The sequence below is a fragment of the Corynebacterium sp. TUM25015 genome (assembly GCF_056393505.1).
Map to the genome: position 1 here is coordinate 315,891 of NZ_CM150783.1, position 15,637 is coordinate 331,527.

A 15,637-nucleotide genomic window follows, 5' to 3' on the forward strand; every position below is an offset into this window, starting at 1 on the left:
GACGCCACCCTCACGGGGTGAATAACCACAAATCCCGCCAGGTCGGACCGTGTGGGACCGGCTGGCGGGATGCGCGATTGCGTGGAGTTTACTTGTCCAGCGCGTTCAGCGTGGTGGTGGAGATATCCTCCACGGTGCCCTCTGCGTCGATGTTCAACAGGATGTCCTTGTAGTGGTCGATCAGCGGAGCGGTCTCGTTGCGGTAGACCTCCAGGCGGGTGCGGATCGTTTCCTCGTTATCGTCGTTGCGGCCGCGGGCCAGCATGCGGTCGACGACAACGTCCTCGGAGACAACGTAGTTGATTACGGCATCCAGGGAGTGGCCGTCGTCCTGCAGCATCTCCTCCAGCAGCTCTGCCTGCTCGATGGTGCGGGGGAAGCCATCCAGCAGGAAGCCCTTGGCAGCATCTTCCTGGTTCAGGCGGTCGCGAACCATGTCAGCGGTGACAGAGGTGGGAACCAGCTTGCCTGCATCCATGTACTCCTGTGCCTGCTTGCCCAGTTCGGTGCCCTGGGAGATGTTGGCGCGGAACAGATCGCCGGTGGAGATGTGCGGGATCTTCAGAGAGTCGGACAGCAGGGATGCTTGGGTGCCCTTACCAGCGCCGGGAGGGCCGAGCAGAACTAGTCTCATTTCAGGAATCCTTCGTAGTTAGACTGCATGACTTGCGATTCGAGTTGCTTGATCGTGGTCAGAGCCACAGACACCAGAATCAGGATAGCGGTACCACCAAATGGCATCTGTCCCTGTCCGCCGGCCTGCGCCGTCTGCACACCCATGTTGATCAAGATGTTCGGCAGGGCGGCGATAGCGGCCAGGTAGATGGAACCGACGATCAGCAGACGGTTCATCACATATCCAAGGTACTCCGCAGTCGGACGGCCCGGGCGGATGCCCGGAATGAAGCCACCGTACTTCTTCATGTTGTCTGCCTGATCGTACGGGTCATACTGCACAGAGACGTAGAAGAAGGAGAAGAAGATGATTAGGCCGACGTAAACCAGGATGTACTGCCAGGCGGCCGGGTTCGACAGCACCGCCATGACGTTACGGTTCCACCAGTTGTCCTGCCCGGCAGCCTGTGGGTTGCCGGACTGGATGATCTGGGTAATGAGGATCGGAACGGTCAGCAGTGAGGAAGCGAAAATCACGGGGATAACGCCAGCCTGGTTAACCTTCAGCGGCAGGTAGGTGGAAGTCTCACCGTACTGGCGGCGGCCAATCATGCGCTTTGCGTACTGAACGGGGATGCGGCGCTGACCCTGCTCGATAAAGACCACGCCGACAACCAGGATCAGAACGCCAACGATGACACCGGCAAAGACGAAGCCGCCGGAGCCCGAGAAGATTGATGCGCCCTGTGCCGGAAGCGACGTTGCGATACCCGCGAAGATCAGCAGGGACATGCCGTTGCCGATACCACGGTCGGTGATGAGCTCGCCGATCCACATCAGCAGCACCGCACCGGAGGTCATAATCATCACCATGGTGACGAGGCCGAAGATGCCGGTATCTTCCTTAAGCACCTGCACACCTTGCCCCAGTAGCTGGCGGCGATCCGCCAGCGCCACGATGCCGGCAGACTGCAGCAGTGCGAGAGCCACAGTGAGATAACGGGTGTACTCCGTCATCTTCGCCTGGCCGGACTGGCCTTCCTTCTTCAGCTGTTCAAACTTCGGGATCACCACTGTGAGCAGCTGAACGATAATGGACGCGGTGATGTACGGCATAATGCCGACGGCGAAGACAGAAAGCTTCAGCAGCGCACCGCCCGAAAACAGGTTGATCAGGGAGTACATGGCCGAGTTATCGGTCAGACCCTTGATCTGCGCTTGAATCGAGCCGTAATCCACGCCTGGGGTGGGGATCTGGGCGCCAATGCGATAGAGGATGATCATCGCAAGGGAGAACAAGATCTTCTTACGAAGATCTGCGTTCTTGAACGCCGAGGAGATGGCGGACAAACTTTGCCTCCTGTGTAGTTTCTTTCCATAGTGCGGGATCTACTGGCTAGCGCACCTGCACTTCAAGATACGCCCGCGGTGAGGCGACACTAATTGCAACCTGTACAGGTTAGCAGACAGGACAAATGCTTAGGACACTCTACCACCTACCACAAGCGCTATTTCAAATGGCACTTCCCCACCACTGCGCTTCGCCCCCAAAAAATCGCCCTGCCAGCACATTACGTGCCGACAGGGCGATTGTTAGTAACTAAGTCTGATTAGAACTTGTCTAGTCTTACTTAGCCTCGGTGACGGTGCCACCGGCAGCCTCGATCTTCTGCTTTGCAGAGCCCGAGAACTTGTTAGCGGTGACGTTCAGCTTCACGCTGATTTCGCCGTTGCCCAGGATCTTCACCGGCTGGTTCTTACGAGCCAGGCCAGCAGCGACGATGTCTGCAACGGTGACGTCGCCGCCCTTGGAGAAAGCCTTCTCCAGGTCAGCCACGTTAACCACCTGGTAGGTGATCTTGGCGGGGTTGCGGAAGCCCTTCAGCTTAGGCAGACGCATGTGCAGTGGCATCTGGCCACCCTCGAATGCTGCCGATACCTGCTTACGAGCCTTGGTGCCCTTGGTACCACGACCTGCGGTCTTACCCTTGGATGCCTCACCACGACCAACGCGGGTCTTGGACTTCTTGGCGCCCGGAGCGGGGCGGAGGTCGTGGAGCTTAATTGGATCGCTCATGTTTACTCTCCTGCCACTTCTTCGACCTCGACCATGTGGCGCACAACGTTGATCTGGCCACGAACGATCGGGCTATCCTCACGGACAACCGACTGGCCAATGCGCTTCAGGCCGAGAGAGCGCATGGAATTGCGCTGCTTCGGCTTGGTTCCGACCAAGCCCTTGGTCTGGGTAATCTTCAAAGCCATTTCTTATGCCCCCTGTCCTGCTGCACGTGCGCGCAGCATAGCGGCCGGAGCAACCTCGTCCAGGGACTTGCCACGACGTGCGGCAACCTCTTCCGGACGCACCAGCTGCTTCAGCCCAGCGACGGTTGCGTGGACAATGTTGATGGCGTTGTCGGAGCCCAGGGACTTCGACAGGATGTCCTGCACGCCGGCGCACTCTAGCACCGGGCGGACAGCGCCACCGGCGATCACACCGGTACCAGGGGCAGCAGGCTTCATCATGACGATGCCTGCAGCATCCTCACCCTGGACCGGGTGAGTGATGGTGCCGTTGATCATCGGAACGCGGAAGAAGTTCTTACGAGCCTCTTCAGCGCCCTTCTGGATAGCGGCAGGAACTTCTTTAGCCTTGCCGTAGCCGACGCCGACCATGCCCTGGCCGTCGCCGACGATAACCAGCGCGGTGAAGCTGAAGCGGCGACCGCCCTTTACAACCTTCGAGACGCGGTTAATGGTAACCACGCGCTCGATGAACTGGCTGCGCTCATCCTGCTGGTTGCGACGATCGTTACGTCCGCCACGGTCGTTGTTGCGATCGTTGCGGTTGTTACGCTCGTTGCGCTCGTTCTTGTCGTTGTTCTCGGCGGAGCGTCCGCCGTTACGTTCACGTCCCGACATCACGCGTTCCTTCCGTTGGTGTTGTTCGTGGAGTTGGTCATTAGAACTTCAGACCACCTTCGCGGGCAGCGTCAGCCAAAGCGGCAACGCGGCCGTGGTACTTGTAGCCTGCGCGGTCAAAGACAACAGCCTCGATGCCAGCGGCCTTGGCGCGCTCGGCGATCAGCTGGCCAACCTTCGCACCGCGTGCCTTCTTGTCGCCCTCCATGGCACGTACATCTGCTTCCATCGTAGAAGCTGCGACCAGGGTGTGGCCTGCAACATCGTCGATGACCTGTGCGTGCATGTGGCGAGAGGTGCGGTGAATAACCAGACGCGGGGTCTCCGGGGTACCGGAGAGGTTCTTGCGGATACGGAAGTGACGACGTGCGCGTGCAGTGCGGCGGCGGGTGGAGATGTCCTTGCCCACCGGCAGACGCTTTTCGTTTTGTGCAGTGTTGCTCATTACTTACCCGTCTTTCCGACCTTGCGACGGACCTGCTCGCCCTCGTAGCGAATGCCCTTGCCCTTGTAAGGATCGTCCTTACGCAGACGACGGATGTTCGCGGCGATCTGTCCGACCTGCTGCTTGTCGATACCAGTGATGGAGAACTTGGTGTTGCCATCCACGGCGAAGGTGATGCCCTCCGGTGCCTCAATCAGCACAGGGTGGGAGTAGCCCAGCGCGAACTCCAGGTTCTTGCCCTTGAGCTGCACACGGTAACCAACACCGAAGATTTCCATCTTGATGGTGTAGCCCTTCGTCACGCCCTCGATCATGTTGAAGACCAGGGAACGGGACAGGCCGTGCAGGGAACGATTCTTGCGGTGATCATCCGGGCGGGAAACGAGGATCTCCTCGCCTTCCTGCACCACGGTGATCGGAGCCGGAATGTCCTGGCTCAGGGTGCCCTTCGGACCCTTAACCTCGACAGACTGGCCGTTGATGTTGATGGTGACGCCAGAGGGGACAGCCACCGGTGCCTTGCCAACACGAGACATGGTTTAGACCTCCTCTAGTTACCAGACGTAGGCGAGAACTTCTCCGCCCACACCCTTGTTCTGTGCCTCACGGTCGGTCAGCAGACCGTGGGACGTGGAAATGATGGCCACACCCAGGCCGCCGAGGACCTGTGGCAGCTCGTTGGACTTTGCGTACACACGAAGACCCGGCTTAGAAACACGACGCAGCCCGGAGATAGAACGCTCGCGGGACGGGCCGTACTTCAGCTCAATGTCCAGTGTCTTGCCAACCTTGGCGTCGGTGACGGTGAAGTCAGCAATGTAGCCCTCCTCCTTGAGGATCTCAGCGATGTTCGCCTTGATCTTGGAAGAAGGCATGGAGACGGAATCATGGAACGCGTTGGATGCGTTCCGCACGCGGGACAGCATGTCCGCGATGGGATCAGTCATGGTCATAAGTTTTGACCCATAGCCTTTCTCATTGCGGTTCCCAGCCCACCCAGACTGCGTGTACCGCGCGCTTGCTGGCTACTAGCGCGCCCCATGCTAAATAACGTGGGGTGCTCGCCGCCGTGTCCGCGCGGCCGCTCTATTGGGCGAGGGGCCTACAACAAAGTGGTTTGATGTTTACACTGCTTACGTTGCCGAGCCAGCCTTTCAGGCATGGGGCAACGCAAGACCAGATAACTCTAGCAACCACCTGCATGTTTACCCAAATCGCTGTTGAGAAAATGACGCCCCTAGATTCAGAACCTAAGGTCTCACAGCCCTTGACGCCACGGAGCGCAAAATAAGTAGCCAATATGCTACTCCTGAACACCCAATAAGCGATGTGTCATATCTTCTCTTAGCTTTAAACTGCGAAAACAAGGCGTTACGTGAGATGTATCACAAATGCGAGTAACGCCTTGAAAAGTTGATTGGTGATTCACTACACATGTTGTACGTACTCAAAGTACGAGACTATTTGCGCCGCAATCAATCGCAGTTGACTCGGCACAATCGCAGTTCTATACACCCCTCATGGAAGGAAAATTCTTTGAAGTTCAAGAAGTCCCTCATCACCCTGGCCGCAGCATCCTCCGTAGCAATGGCTGGTATCCCGGCTGCCGTCGCTGAAGAAGCACCGGAGGCTCCGGTCACCGCAGCTACCGAAAACTCCAACGAGACCGACACCAAGCCGGCTGCTGAGGAGAACGCAGACGAGAACGCTGCTGAAGAAGGCGCTGCCGAGGACGAGACCAAGCCAGCCGACGAGAACAACAACGAGACCAAGCCTGCTGAGGGTTCCGCTGACAGCGAGCAGGGTCAGAAGCTGAAGGGCTCCGTTGACAAGCTGCTGGGTTGGGATGACTCCACCTCCACCCTGAAGAAGATCGAGGACGTTCTGGGCTTCATCGGCAAGATCGTCAAGACCTTCACCGGGTTCCCGGGCTCCAAGTAAATAACCTGGACCCACGACATAAACAACGAACCCCGCTTCCCTATCCCGAGATTTCTCGGGGGAAGCGGGGTTTTGGCTTGCTATGCTGCTGTACTCAGCAGCTCGCTCTTACTTGAACGGGAAGCCCAGCTCGCGCAGCAGTGCACGGCCTTCATCGTCGTTGGTTGCAGTGGTAACAACGGTGATGTTCATACCACGCGGACGATCGATCTTGTCGACGTCGATCTCATAGAACATGGACTGCTCGGTCAGGCCGAAGGTGTAGTTACCGTGGCCGTCAAACTGCTTGTCGTTCAGACCGCGGAAGTCACGAATACGCGGCAGTGCGACGGTCAGCAGACGATCCAGGAACTCCCACATGCGGTCGCCGCGCAGGGTTACGCGAGCGCCGATGGGCATGCCTTCACGCAGCTTGAAGTTAGCGATAGCCTTCTTCGCGGTACGGATCTGCGGCTTCTGGCCGGTGATCTTGGTCAGATCCTCGATTGCACCGTTGATCAGCTTGGAATCGCGAGCTGCATCGCCGACGCCCATGTTGACGACAACCTTGGTGACGCCCGGGATCTGCATAACGTTCTCGTAGCTGAACTCGCCGTTCAGCTTCTCGCGGATTTCCTCACGGTAGCGAGTCTTCAAACGTGGGGTGTAGTTTTCGCTCATCGTTAGATGTCCTTCCCGTTGCGCTTGGACACGCGGATCTTCTTACCGTCTTCGTCGAAGCGGTAGCCGATACGGGTCGGGTTGCCGTCGGAGTCAACGACCATCACGTTAGAAACGTGGATCGGAGCTTCCTGGGTAACGATGCCGCCGGACTCAGCGCCGCGCTCTGGAGCGGAGTTTGCAACGTGCTTCTTGATTCGGTTGACGCCCTCGACCAGGACCTTGTCGCGCTGCGGGTAGGCCTCAATAACCTTGCCCTTGGCGCCCTTGTCCGGGCCGGAGATAACCAGTACGGTGTCGCCCTTACGGATCTTCATTTAGAGCACCTCCGGAGCCAGGGAAACGATCTTCATGAACTTCTTGTCGCGAAGCTCACGTGCGACCGGGCCGAAGATACGGGTGCCGCGGGGATCGTTGTCGTTTGCCTTGATGATGACAGCAGCGTTCTCATCGAATGCGATGTAGGAGCCGTCCGGACGACGGGTCTCCTTCTTAGCGCGGACGATGACAGCCTTAACAATGTCGCCAGCCTTCACGGTGCCGCCCGGGGTAGCTTCCTTAACGGTTGCTACGACGACATCACCGATACCAGCGGAGCGTCGAACGGAACCACCGAGCGGACGGATGACCAGGATTTCCCGGGCACCGGTGTTGTCGGCAACTCGCAGACGCGATTCTTGCTGAATCACTTGAGTCTCCTAATTTGACCTAGAATTTTTGCGTATCGTGCGTGGGATTACCGACCCTCGCGCACGCGGTCTGCGCCGGTTAAAGCGCCAGGCTCTTTATGAATGCACATTGCGAGCACACACTGGAGCACACTGCGCCTTTCGGCAACTGAAATATTGTTCCACACCCGCGCTCAGCTAACAAAATCGCCGTATCAGAGATTTGCTCCGTGGGCCGCCATTTATTCCGCCGGGGGTAGCTCACCCTACCCCCCGACGGGAGCGCTCTGCACCTTTTGACGCCACCTCATCCTCAGTGCGATGTGAGTGTGATGCGTGCCTCAACAGGGCTTTTGCTCATGTTGCACTAGCTTGCAACCCCTGCACTTGGGACTGTGGATAATCATCGCATCCTCATGGGGATATTAGTGAAAACTGAGCTATCTCACCATTTTTGAAACGTGCCTAGAGGATGACAGGGATCGCAAGGCTTCAATATCTCCTTGGGTATCTAAGAGGTCTTCTCCAGCGGAGACTGCAATAATTCCGCAGCAACCACAGCTGCTAGGTAGCAGATTGACACCGTGCACACAGGCAACAGTCGTGCTACGTTACTTTGCGTACCCAAGGCCGGTTTAAGGCCGACACACCAACTTTTTTCAGTGAGGTTTATACACATGAAGCTCAAGAAGTCTCTGCTAGCTCTGACCACCGCCGCTACCGTTGCTGTTGCTGGCACCGCTACCGCTGTAGCTGAGGACACCAACCCTGCCAACTCCGGCTCCGCTGTCGCGAACACCGACAAGGGCGAGAAGAAGGACGAGAACGGCGGCGAGAAGGACGAGGACAAGGATCAGTCCGAGCTAGCTGGTTCCGCTGACAAGTTCTTCGGCTGGGACGAAAACACCTCTGGCCTGAAGAAGCTCACGACCGTCGTTACCCTGATCACCACCATCGGCGCTCTGGTTGCAGGCCTCGTCACCCTGGCTAACAACTTCCAGAAGATTCCGAACCTGTTCAAGTAAGAACATTTTCGTTCTGCTAAAGGACAGGTTCCAGTCACCCATTAGTTTGGTTGGCCGTTAACCTCAAGCACCCCACGGCGATACACGATCGCCGCGGGGTGCTTTTGCTATCCCTAAGATCTCTACGATCCTGCCCCCCTCCGCCACCCTTCCCCTTTGCCACCCTATATGAGGTTAGGGTAGGCTCACTTTTACTATGTCACTGCAGCAGCTCGTATTGGATCCCTCAACCGCAAGCGACGCTTATCGCTCAGCGTTCGTCGACCATGAACTTGTAGTGGCACCCAGCGAACCTAAGCACCACATCATCCGCGCCACAGTGTGCAACGTCAGCGCTCCCGCTCAACACCTCCGCCGCATTGTCATCGAATCCCCGGAACTGGTTGGTTTCAAGCTCTCCGGCCCAGATGAATTCTTCGGTCTCTTTATGCCGCAAGTGGCCAGCGGCAAGCTACATTTACCAGTTCATGCCGGCGGCGCAAATATTCGCGCCAGCGTAGCTGCCATGCCAGATGAGCTACGTCCTCACCTGCGGTGGTACACCGTCCGCTCGCTGAATCCTGTGGCTGGACAACTGACTTTTGACGTGGTGACGCATGGCGTCACTACCCCCAGCTATGAAAACATTGGCCCTGGTCTCCGTTGGGTTTTGAGTGCCCAAACTGGCGATCAGGTGGCAATCTGGACCTGCCAGGGGCTATGGCATCGCGGGCGACGCTCCCAAACCTTGATCGCCGATCCGTCCGCAGCACCCTCAGTGCGCGCAATCCTGGAGTACACCCACGCATTCGCACCAGATCAATTGAAAGACATGCATGTCCGCATGATTGCCGAGAGCCCCAATGACCTAGAACCATTGCTCAACCCCAACTGGGAAGATGAATTGGGCAGCCTCGACATCCTGTTCGCCCCTTCTGAGAAATTTAGCGAAACCACCATTGCGCATTTGAGAGGGCTTGACCATTCTCAGCACCCTGCAACGCAGTCAAAGTACGTCTGGGTCGCGGGCGAGGGCCAGCTTTGCAAGGAAGTTCGGCATCATGCAATTCATACGTGGGGTCTCGATAGCGAATCCGTGCAGTGGTGCCCCTATTGGTTCCTCGGCAGGGCGCGCCCCTAGCTAGCCACAATTCCTCGCGGCACAATGATCGGAGCCATACCGCGGGGATCTTCCCACACCTCGGCATTCAGACCATATGCCTCGCGCAACACATCCACCGTCAGAGCCTCGTTCGGAGAACCCTCGGCGATCTTTTCCCCCTCCTTCATGACGATCATCTCGTCACTAAAAGCTCCCGCCAGGCCAAGATCATGAAGTACGGTAATCACCGTCTTGCCCTCTTGAGCGAGCTCCCGTACGATACTTAGAATCTCTATCGCATGTGCCGGATCTAGGTACGTAGTCGGTTCATCCAACAGCACAATTGGCGTATCCTGCGCCAGCACCATCGCCATCCAGACCCGCTGCCGCTGGCCGCCAGAAAGCTCCGCCACGTCGCGGGCAACAAGATGGTCAACCTTCGTCTTCTTCAGCGCCTCGCGCACTTTTTCTTTATCTTCTGACGCCGTCGCTCCCCCACCCCAGAGCGATCGACGATAAGGGTGCCGTCCGCGTTCCACGAGTTCTCCAACAGTCAACCCCGCCGGACACAGAGGGTGTTGTGGCAAAAGTGCAATTAGTTGGGCGGCTTCGCGTGCCCCCAAACTATGCACGTCCTTATCCTCTGCAAGAACACGTCCTTCGGTGGGAGCAAGCAGCCGAGAAAGCGTCTTGAGCAGCGTTGACTTACCACAACCATTGGGACCTAAGAGCGTGGTGACCTTCCCGGGCTCTGCAGTGAAAGACACGTCCTTAACAATGCTTGGGCCGTCGTTGTAGCCCACGGTGACGTGATCAACTTGAACGTTCATTGAACCATTCCTTTCAGAGTTCCGCGACGGGCCGCCAACCACACAAGCAACACCAGCGCGGGTCCACCAATGATGGCGGTAACCAAACCCACAGGGGACGTAAATGGCAGTGCGCCCGCCACGACGGCGCACGCGGCCAATAGAGCGGAGCCTGCAAAAGTAGAGCACAGCGGATGGGGCGTGGGCGTTCCGGCCACCAGCTTGGCCAGCTGAGGAGCCAACAGTGCCACGAATCCAATTGGGCCGACAAAGGAAACCACCACCGCGACAATGCCCGTTGCGGCGATGAGCAAAATAGCGCGCACCCTCGTGACATCTACACCAAGTGTGGACGCGGTGGCGTCATCATGAGAAAGAAGAGGGACATCGCGCGTAACGCAGAGGCCTAAAACCACGAAGGGCAATAGACCCAACACCATAGGCAACAAAGCTTCCGTACGCACAAAGCCGGTGGACCCAGCGAGCCAAGTTTGGGCATCCGTGGCACGAGTTAAGTCAGCCCTGAGCAGAAGATACTGCACTAAAGACTGCGTGAGGAACGACAGTGCCAGGCCGATGACCACTACGCGCTGCGACGTCCCGAAACCACCGAGTAGAACGAGCAAACCAACGATCACTAGTGCGCCAAGCAAAGCGAGTGCAGCACGCCACCAAAACGTCGGCACCCCCTCACTCCATGCAGGGCGGGTGACTACGGTACCCGCCACAACCAAAACCGCCGCGCCGCCGGAGACACCGAGAATGTCCGGGCTGGCCAGTGGATTGCGAGCCATGGTTTGGGTCCACGCGCCGGCCAGCCCCAGCGCGGCGCCGACCAGAACGGTAGCGATTGCTACAGGCAGGCGGAGATCCCACACCACGTTGATTGCTTGCTGTGTGCCCCCACCGGTGAGAACCTCGATGACTTCCACCGGACTGAGCTTCACCGCACCTTGCCCCAGGATTAAGCAATAACAAAGGGCCGCTATGAGGGCGAACCCCGATGTGGCTGCCAGGACGCGTCTGCTTCGTGAACGCTTGATACTACGGATAGACGTCATATCGCTCATATCGCCAGCTCCGAGTCATTCGAGGTCGGTGAACTCTTCTTACGTCGCACCGCCAGAATCATCACTGGGGCGCCGACAATAGCTAGGACAATAGACATTTCCAGCTCGTTGGGCTGCAGGACGAAGCGGCCCACAATATCGGCTAGCAGCACAGCCGCACCGCCGACGATGGCAGTTGGTAGCAAGAGGCGGGTAAGTGCCGGGCCGGTTAACGGGCGTAGTAGGTGTGGCACGGCGAAGCCCACGAATGTCACAAGCCCCACGGTGGCAGTCGCCGAGCCGGCGAGGATGATCACCGCCGCGGCAGCCAACAAGCGGGTTCTCGTGGGCGAGCTGCCAAGGGAACGGGCGGAGTCCTCTCCCATCGCAAGTAGATCCAGCGGGCGTGCTACAAGCGCACCACATAAAGCACCTAGTGCTAGACCTAAAGCAGCTAAGGCCACGTCTTCCATACCCCGCCCAGCCGTAGAGCCGACAGTCCAGCGGCGGAGCCCTTCCAAGGTGTCGGAAGAATAGAGGCTCAGCATATTCGTGGCCGCTTGTAGGGCAAAGGTAACTCCCACGCCCACCAGTACCAGAGTTAGCGGGTTACGGGATACGCGGGAAATCAACAGCACGATTAGAGCGGCGACGGCAGCTCCCACGAGCCCCACAAGTGTCCGCTCTCCGACCGTCGTTGCCCAGCCCAAGGTCAGTGCCGCGGCGACTGCAAAACTTGCTCCGGCGTTCACGCCGATAATGCCGGGATCTGCCAAGGGGTTGCGGGTCCAGCTCTGAGCAATGGCACCCGCCATAGCCAGGGCTGCGCCTGTGATCACAGCCAAGAGGGTACGCGGAACGCGCAAGTCCCAAATGATGCCGGACTGTTCAGCATTAATGCCGGACTGCGCGGACGGGTGCGGACCATGCATGAGGATGCTGGTCACCTCGCCAATGGAAAGATCTTTGGAACCCAAGTACAGGGAGGCAACCAGCAGCAATGCCAAACCAACGAGTGCGGCCGAAGTAAGCAAACGCCGGGAAAACACCAAAGAATGTCGAGTTCTTGAGACGGACACTTTCAATTAAATTGCGTCAGAGAATTTCTCGACCGCCCAAGGGATGGTCAATGGGTTCGGCATGCTCATTGCATTGCCCACATTTTCGTCCATCCAGCGGACCTTGCCTTCGCGAACAACGTCCAGCTTGCTGAATGTTGGATCCTTCTTCAAGGTATCGGCGGCACCCTGGTAATCAAGGACGAAGAGGTAATCGACGTTGTTGAGGTCGCTGTAGTTCTCAGGTGCGATGTCGCGGTAGAACTCGCCCCCGTTACCTTCGAGCTCCTTCGGGATCTCGAAGCCCAGACTCTCGATAAACTGCCCACGACCGTCACCGGAGGTGTACAGGCCGATCTTTCCCTGATAAGGCATGACGATAGCCGCACGCTTGCCTTTGAGCTCAGGGTGCTGCTGTTGGAAATCATCGAAGGCCTTCTGCGTTTCTTCAACAAGCTTGTCGCCTTCTTCTTGCTTGTCTACAGCGCCGGCGATCTGGTTGACCTGATCCCGCCATGGGATCTGCCAGTCCGTGGCACCGTCTGGCTTAACGGTGGTTGGGGCGATGTCATTAAGCGCCTTCTTCGCCTGCGCGTCTACGGCAGAGTTCACCGCAATGATCTTGTCCGGATCAGCGGCGGAGATCTTCTCCAGGATTTCAGCAGTGAATCCATTGGCAGTACCGTAAACCACTTCAGGCTTGTTGTCGCCGAGCTTTTCGGTAGCCCATGGGCCGACGCCAGACGCATCAACATCTCCCTCAGCACCCCAGGGCGCTACGAGGACTGGTTGGATGCCAAGGGCAAGCAAGGTATCGCTGTCTCCCAGGCCAACTGCGGCGATGCGCTCGTCCCCGGTGCCCTCATTTTTTGACGCCGCCGCGTCATCGCCTCGGGAGCAACCAGACAGAACAAGAGTGGATGCTGCCAAGACAGCGGCGGTCTTCAGTGCCGCTCGACGGGTCAGCGAATTGTTTCGAAACATGTGGAAGCCTAACGTGTAAGGAACTCTTTGAGGCGCTGTAAAGTACCCGTAGCCCCAAAGGGCTGATGGCCTCTTTCAGCTACGGTGGATTCAGCAATCGCGCCCATCTTACACAGGTTAGGCTAACCACACAAAAGGCTGCCCTAAGTTAATTATTTTGGGGGATGTGTGGCCGCCGATATGGAGGCAGCTCAGCCGCTAGGGGCCAGCCGACAGGGGGCACTTTAGAAACGGTTTAGCAAACCACCAAACGTCCGCCGCTCCTCCACACGCTTCGCCCGAGACAAATGTCCTGAGGTTCGCCCGACCACCGGCAGTTACCTACCTCCCCTCCCCACCTCGAACAGCTGGGCACTCCACCCCACCGCCTGCTGCGAACGCGCTACCGCACCCACGGCAGCCAGGTGCTTCGCAATCACACGGGCCGTGGGCAGCTGCGATCCATACAGAACGAGGCGTGATAAATCTTCCTCGTAGTCATGATCCTCGGCCCCGCTTTCCTGCAACACTGGGGTCACCAGGAACAGCTGCGCCCCAAAACGTAGTACGGCAGCTACCAGCTGTTGCAGCTCTATAGCTGGCCAACGCCGCCACGGATCAACCAGCACCACAGCATCTACCTGCTCACACAAAGTAGCCACTGTGCCAGCCCAATCCGCCCGGCGCACATCCTCACCGCTACGCCCAACCGTTGGAGCGTGCAGTGCACTATAGCGAGCACGATCCCGGCGGCGTGGAGCAATATCGCGCAGCATAACCTCCTCTGCGCTAGCCCCAGGCTCCGTCATCGCTGCAGTTGTTGCGCCTACTGAAATCCTTGCGTCATCTTCTGCCTCCGAAAACGACCCCAACACCACGGCGTTGGCCTGCGGTATCTTACGTAGAATCTCATCCGCATACACCGCCGCGGCCGGACCTCCCACCGCGCACCGAAGCGAGCCAGCATCCTGTCGCGCTAGTAGCTTGCTGCTCAGAATCTCCGCTGCGGCCGGGGCCGACCACTGAGCGCTGGAGGCCGCCTGTTCGTGTTCCTCCACGGCCAGTTGTGGCTGGGTTTGCACAATGTAGTCCCAGCGGTGCTCGCCCGTATCAGCCGGATTCTGCAGTGCCTGCCCTAGCTGGCCAAGTGCTGCGGTCTTGGCGGCTGCCGGCCCGGCAATCCAATCCCTTACTGGAGAATCCGGGTTTGCTAACTCGCTGCCCAGCGCAGTGAGGCCGATTCGAACCGCCCGTTGGTCCGCCACATCCTCCGCTGAGCTATCCAGTGCTGCGTCCGCCGACAAAGTCACTAACCCCACTGCCTCCAAGTAACGCGCAATCCGGAGAGCCAGCTCCTGCTGCAGGCCAGTTGCTGCGGCCAGTTGATCCACTCGATCCGCGCCCTCATCAATCAGGCCAAAAATCCCCAACCCTACGGCTTGGCGCACCAGAATCGCCGACCCCATCTCGGTGAGTTCATGCAGCTCAATCACCGCATTACGGTGGCTCGTCACAGCCCCTGTCTCCGCCCCCTCACTGTCGCCCTGCATAGCCGTCGCCCCTGCTTCCGATTGTGCCGGTGCCATTGCGCGCCAGTACCCCGTAATCTCCACGTTTTCCCGCGGAATCCCCAGAGCTCGAACCCAGCGTCGGATCGCCTTCAATCGCCCGGCCTCTCCCGCAGCCCATACATAGGGCATCGCGGCGGGCTCGGCCGCCCACTCTGGGTGTTCTCCGTACAACTCGGTAGCTTTCGCCACGAAGTCCCCGCCCTCGTCTCGCACCTGCCAGTGAATGTCCACCTGTGCTTCGAACTCCAGTCGCTGGACATGTGCCCGCGTGGCTACCTCAATAATCGCCACTGCCCTATACCCGGCGGGCAAAGACTCTATACAGCGAGCAATCGCCGGCAGCGCCGTCTCGTCGCCCACCATCAGTAGCCACGGAGTGTGGGTGGGCAGCGCTGCGCAAGACTTCGGCCCTGCGATATACAGGGGATCTCCCGGTCGAGCTCGTACGGACCAGTCCTCGGCCAGGCCTTGGCCATGCCGCGCGAAGTCTACGACGAGGCGGCCCTGGGAGGCGTCGAATGAACGGACGGTATATGTCCGAAACAGATCTTTGACCTCCTCTTGCCATAGCACCGTCGCGTCCTCCCGTGTGATGGGGTGAGGGCGCTCCCCGGTGGCCGGGTCTGGGAAGATGATGCGGATATCGTCGTCGAAACCATCGCTGACTAGCGGTGGTGCGTCTACGCCGAACGCACTATGGGCGCGTAGTTGTTCGCCCGTCAGAGTAATGCGACGCATCCCTGGTGTGATGTCCTCGATGTCATCGACCTGCAGTTCGCGGATCGTAATGGGGTAGATTTCCCTGTCTCGGCTATTCCTCGCCATGGTCA

19 protein-coding genes are annotated in these 15,637 nt (G+C 58.5%); 3 read left to right on the top strand and 16 right to left on the bottom strand.

The features are described from left to right. Positions 1 to 88: 88 nt before the first annotated feature. From AC06DS_RS01475 to rpsH, 8 genes are all read right to left on the bottom strand, one after another. A complete protein-coding gene (locus AC06DS_RS01475) occupies positions 89 to 634 on the bottom strand; it encodes an adenylate kinase (protein WP_476727972.1) in 546 nt (181 codons plus the stop codon). After that, positions 631 to 1,965, bottom strand: a complete 1,335-nt coding sequence (secY, locus tag AC06DS_RS01480; protein WP_293791592.1) for a preprotein translocase subunit SecY — start codon at positions 1,963 to 1,965, stop codon at positions 631 to 633. The genes AC06DS_RS01475 and secY overlap by 4 nt, the downstream gene beginning before the upstream one ends. Before the next feature lie 277 nt (positions 1,966 to 2,242). Beyond that, complete coding sequence (gene rplO, locus AC06DS_RS01485) at positions 2,243 to 2,692, bottom strand: 50S ribosomal protein L15 (RefSeq protein ID WP_005291915.1); 450 nt, start codon at positions 2,690 to 2,692, stop codon at positions 2,243 to 2,245. A 2-nt stretch (positions 2,693 to 2,694) separates the two neighbouring features. Continuing rightward, positions 2,695 to 2,880: a 50S ribosomal protein L30 gene (rpmD, locus tag AC06DS_RS01490; protein WP_293791593.1), complete on the bottom strand. Its 186-nt coding sequence runs from the start codon at positions 2,878 to 2,880 to the stop codon at positions 2,695 to 2,697. A 3-nt stretch (positions 2,881 to 2,883) separates the two neighbouring features. Then, positions 2,884 to 3,537 carry a 30S ribosomal protein S5 gene (gene rpsE / locus AC06DS_RS01495; protein ID WP_293791594.1) on the bottom strand — a complete coding sequence of 218 codons (654 nt, stop codon included), beginning with the start codon at positions 3,535 to 3,537 and terminating at the stop codon, positions 2,884 to 2,886. Between the two features lie 40 nt (positions 3,538 to 3,577). Further along, positions 3,578 to 3,982 carry a 50S ribosomal protein L18 gene (gene rplR, locus AC06DS_RS01500; protein WP_293791595.1) on the bottom strand — a complete coding sequence of 135 codons (405 nt, stop codon included), beginning with the start codon at positions 3,980 to 3,982 and terminating at the stop codon, positions 3,578 to 3,580. After that, a complete protein-coding gene (gene rplF, locus AC06DS_RS01505) occupies positions 3,982 to 4,518 on the bottom strand; it encodes a 50S ribosomal protein L6 (RefSeq protein ID WP_293791596.1) in 537 nt (178 codons plus the stop codon). Before rplF ends, rplR begins: the two co-directional genes overlap by 1 nt. A gap of 18 nt (positions 4,519 to 4,536) precedes the next feature. Further along, entirely contained in the window at positions 4,537 to 4,935 is a 399-nt protein-coding gene (rpsH, locus tag AC06DS_RS01510) for a 30S ribosomal protein S8 (RefSeq protein ID WP_293791597.1), read from the bottom strand. A gap of 583 nt (positions 4,936 to 5,518) precedes the next feature. On the opposite strand from rpsH, the gene AC06DS_RS01515 reads away from it, so the two are divergent. Beyond that, on the top strand, positions 5,519 to 5,923 hold the full coding sequence (locus AC06DS_RS01515) for a hypothetical protein (protein WP_293791599.1): 405 nt from the start codon (positions 5,519 to 5,521) through the stop codon (positions 5,921 to 5,923). A 108-nt stretch (positions 5,924 to 6,031) separates the two neighbouring features. On the opposite strand, the gene rplE is transcribed toward AC06DS_RS01515, so the two are convergent. Genes rplE through rplN form a run of 3 tightly spaced genes read right to left on the bottom strand, consistent with a single transcriptional unit; the run spans position 6,032 to position 7,272 of the window. Then, positions 6,032 to 6,583, bottom strand: coding sequence for a 50S ribosomal protein L5 (rplE, locus tag AC06DS_RS01520; protein ID WP_293791600.1), 552 nt, complete (start codon positions 6,581 to 6,583; stop codon positions 6,032 to 6,034). 2 nt (positions 6,584 to 6,585) lie between these two features. Beyond that, positions 6,586 to 6,900, bottom strand: a complete 315-nt coding sequence (rplX, locus tag AC06DS_RS01525; protein WP_005291939.1) for a 50S ribosomal protein L24 — start codon at positions 6,898 to 6,900, stop codon at positions 6,586 to 6,588. Then, entirely contained in the window at positions 6,901 to 7,272 is a 372-nt protein-coding gene (gene rplN / locus AC06DS_RS01530) for a 50S ribosomal protein L14 (RefSeq protein WP_293791601.1), read from the bottom strand. A gap of 656 nt (positions 7,273 to 7,928) precedes the next feature. Here rplN and AC06DS_RS01535 point away from each other — a divergent pair. Together AC06DS_RS01535 and AC06DS_RS01540 are read left to right on the top strand one after the other, a co-directional pair. Beyond that, positions 7,929 to 8,276 carry a hypothetical protein gene (locus tag AC06DS_RS01535; RefSeq protein WP_477100811.1) on the top strand — a complete coding sequence of 116 codons (348 nt, stop codon included), beginning with the start codon at positions 7,929 to 7,931 and terminating at the stop codon, positions 8,274 to 8,276. A 196-nt stretch (positions 8,277 to 8,472) separates the two neighbouring features. Further along, entirely contained in the window at positions 8,473 to 9,396 is a 924-nt protein-coding gene (locus AC06DS_RS01540; protein WP_477100812.1) for a siderophore-interacting protein, read from the top strand. On the opposite strand, the gene AC06DS_RS01545 is transcribed toward AC06DS_RS01540, so the two are convergent. The 5 genes from AC06DS_RS01545 to AC06DS_RS01565 form a co-directional block, all read right to left on the bottom strand. Continuing rightward, on the bottom strand, positions 9,393 to 10,187 hold the full coding sequence (locus tag AC06DS_RS01545) for an ABC transporter ATP-binding protein (protein ID WP_477100813.1): 795 nt from the start codon (positions 10,185 to 10,187) through the stop codon (positions 9,393 to 9,395). The genes AC06DS_RS01540 and AC06DS_RS01545 overlap by 4 nt on opposite strands. Further along, a complete protein-coding gene (locus AC06DS_RS01550) occupies positions 10,184 to 11,236 on the bottom strand; it encodes a FecCD family ABC transporter permease (protein WP_477100814.1) in 1,053 nt (350 codons plus the stop codon). The genes AC06DS_RS01545 and AC06DS_RS01550 overlap by 4 nt, the downstream gene beginning before the upstream one ends. Next, a complete protein-coding gene (locus AC06DS_RS01555; protein ID WP_477100815.1) occupies positions 11,233 to 12,249 on the bottom strand; it encodes a FecCD family ABC transporter permease in 1,017 nt (338 codons plus the stop codon). The genes AC06DS_RS01550 and AC06DS_RS01555 overlap by 4 nt, the downstream gene beginning before the upstream one ends. 51 nt (positions 12,250 to 12,300) lie before the next feature. Then, positions 12,301 to 13,257 (bottom strand): iron-siderophore ABC transporter substrate-binding protein, encoded by a 957-nt coding sequence (locus AC06DS_RS01560; RefSeq protein WP_477100816.1) that lies wholly within the window; start codon positions 13,255 to 13,257, stop codon positions 12,301 to 12,303. A 317-nt stretch (positions 13,258 to 13,574) separates the two neighbouring features. Further along, positions 13,575 to 15,632 carry a siderophore-interacting protein gene (locus AC06DS_RS01565; protein ID WP_477100817.1) on the bottom strand — a complete coding sequence of 686 codons (2,058 nt, stop codon included), beginning with the start codon at positions 15,630 to 15,632 and terminating at the stop codon, positions 13,575 to 13,577. Positions 15,633 to 15,637: the final 5 nt, after the last annotated feature.

What these genes read in the sequence shown, in the direction of transcription:
- AC06DS_RS01535 (WP_477100811.1), top strand. Translation starts at nt 7,929, where the DNA reads ATGAAGCTCAAGAAGTCTCTGCTAGCTCTGACCACCGCCGCTACCGTT.
- AC06DS_RS01540 (WP_477100812.1), top strand. Translation starts at nt 8,473, where the DNA reads ATGTCACTGCAGCAGCTCGTATTGGATCCCTCAACCGCAAGCGACGCT.
- AC06DS_RS01550 (WP_477100814.1), bottom strand. Translation starts at nt 11,236, where the DNA reads ATGAGCGATATGACGTCTATCCGTAGTATCAAGCGTTCACGAAGCAGA.
- rplE (WP_293791600.1), bottom strand. Translation starts at nt 6,583, where the DNA reads ATGAGCGAAAACTACACCCCACGTTTGAAGACTCGCTACCGTGAGGAA.
- rplR (WP_293791595.1), bottom strand. Translation starts at nt 3,982, where the DNA reads ATGAGCAACACTGCACAAAACGAAAAGCGTCTGCCGGTGGGCAAGGAC.
- AC06DS_RS01565 (WP_477100817.1), bottom strand. Translation starts at nt 15,632, where the DNA reads ATGGCGAGGAATAGCCGAGACAGGGAAATCTACCCCATTACGATCCGC.
- rpmD (WP_293791593.1), bottom strand. Translation starts at nt 2,880, where the DNA reads ATGGCTTTGAAGATTACCCAGACCAAGGGCTTGGTCGGAACCAAGCCG.
- rpsH (WP_293791597.1), bottom strand. Translation starts at nt 4,935, where the DNA reads ATGACCATGACTGATCCCATCGCGGACATGCTGTCCCGCGTGCGGAAC.
- rplF (WP_293791596.1), bottom strand. Translation starts at nt 4,518, where the DNA reads ATGTCTCGTGTTGGCAAGGCACCGGTGGCTGTCCCCTCTGGCGTCACC.
- rplX (WP_005291939.1), bottom strand. Translation starts at nt 6,900, where the DNA reads ATGAAGATCCGTAAGGGCGACACCGTACTGGTTATCTCCGGCCCGGAC.
- AC06DS_RS01545 (WP_477100813.1), bottom strand. Translation starts at nt 10,187, where the DNA reads ATGAACGTTCAAGTTGATCACGTCACCGTGGGCTACAACGACGGCCCA.
- rpsE (WP_293791594.1), bottom strand. Translation starts at nt 3,537, where the DNA reads ATGTCGGGACGTGAACGTAACGGCGGACGCTCCGCCGAGAACAACGAC.
- rplO (WP_005291915.1), bottom strand. Translation starts at nt 2,692, where the DNA reads ATGAGCGATCCAATTAAGCTCCACGACCTCCGCCCCGCTCCGGGCGCC.
- AC06DS_RS01475 (WP_476727972.1), bottom strand. Translation starts at nt 634, where the DNA reads ATGAGACTAGTTCTGCTCGGCCCTCCCGGCGCTGGTAAGGGCACCCAA.
- AC06DS_RS01560 (WP_477100816.1), bottom strand. Translation starts at nt 13,257, where the DNA reads ATGTTTCGAAACAATTCGCTGACCCGTCGAGCGGCACTGAAGACCGCC.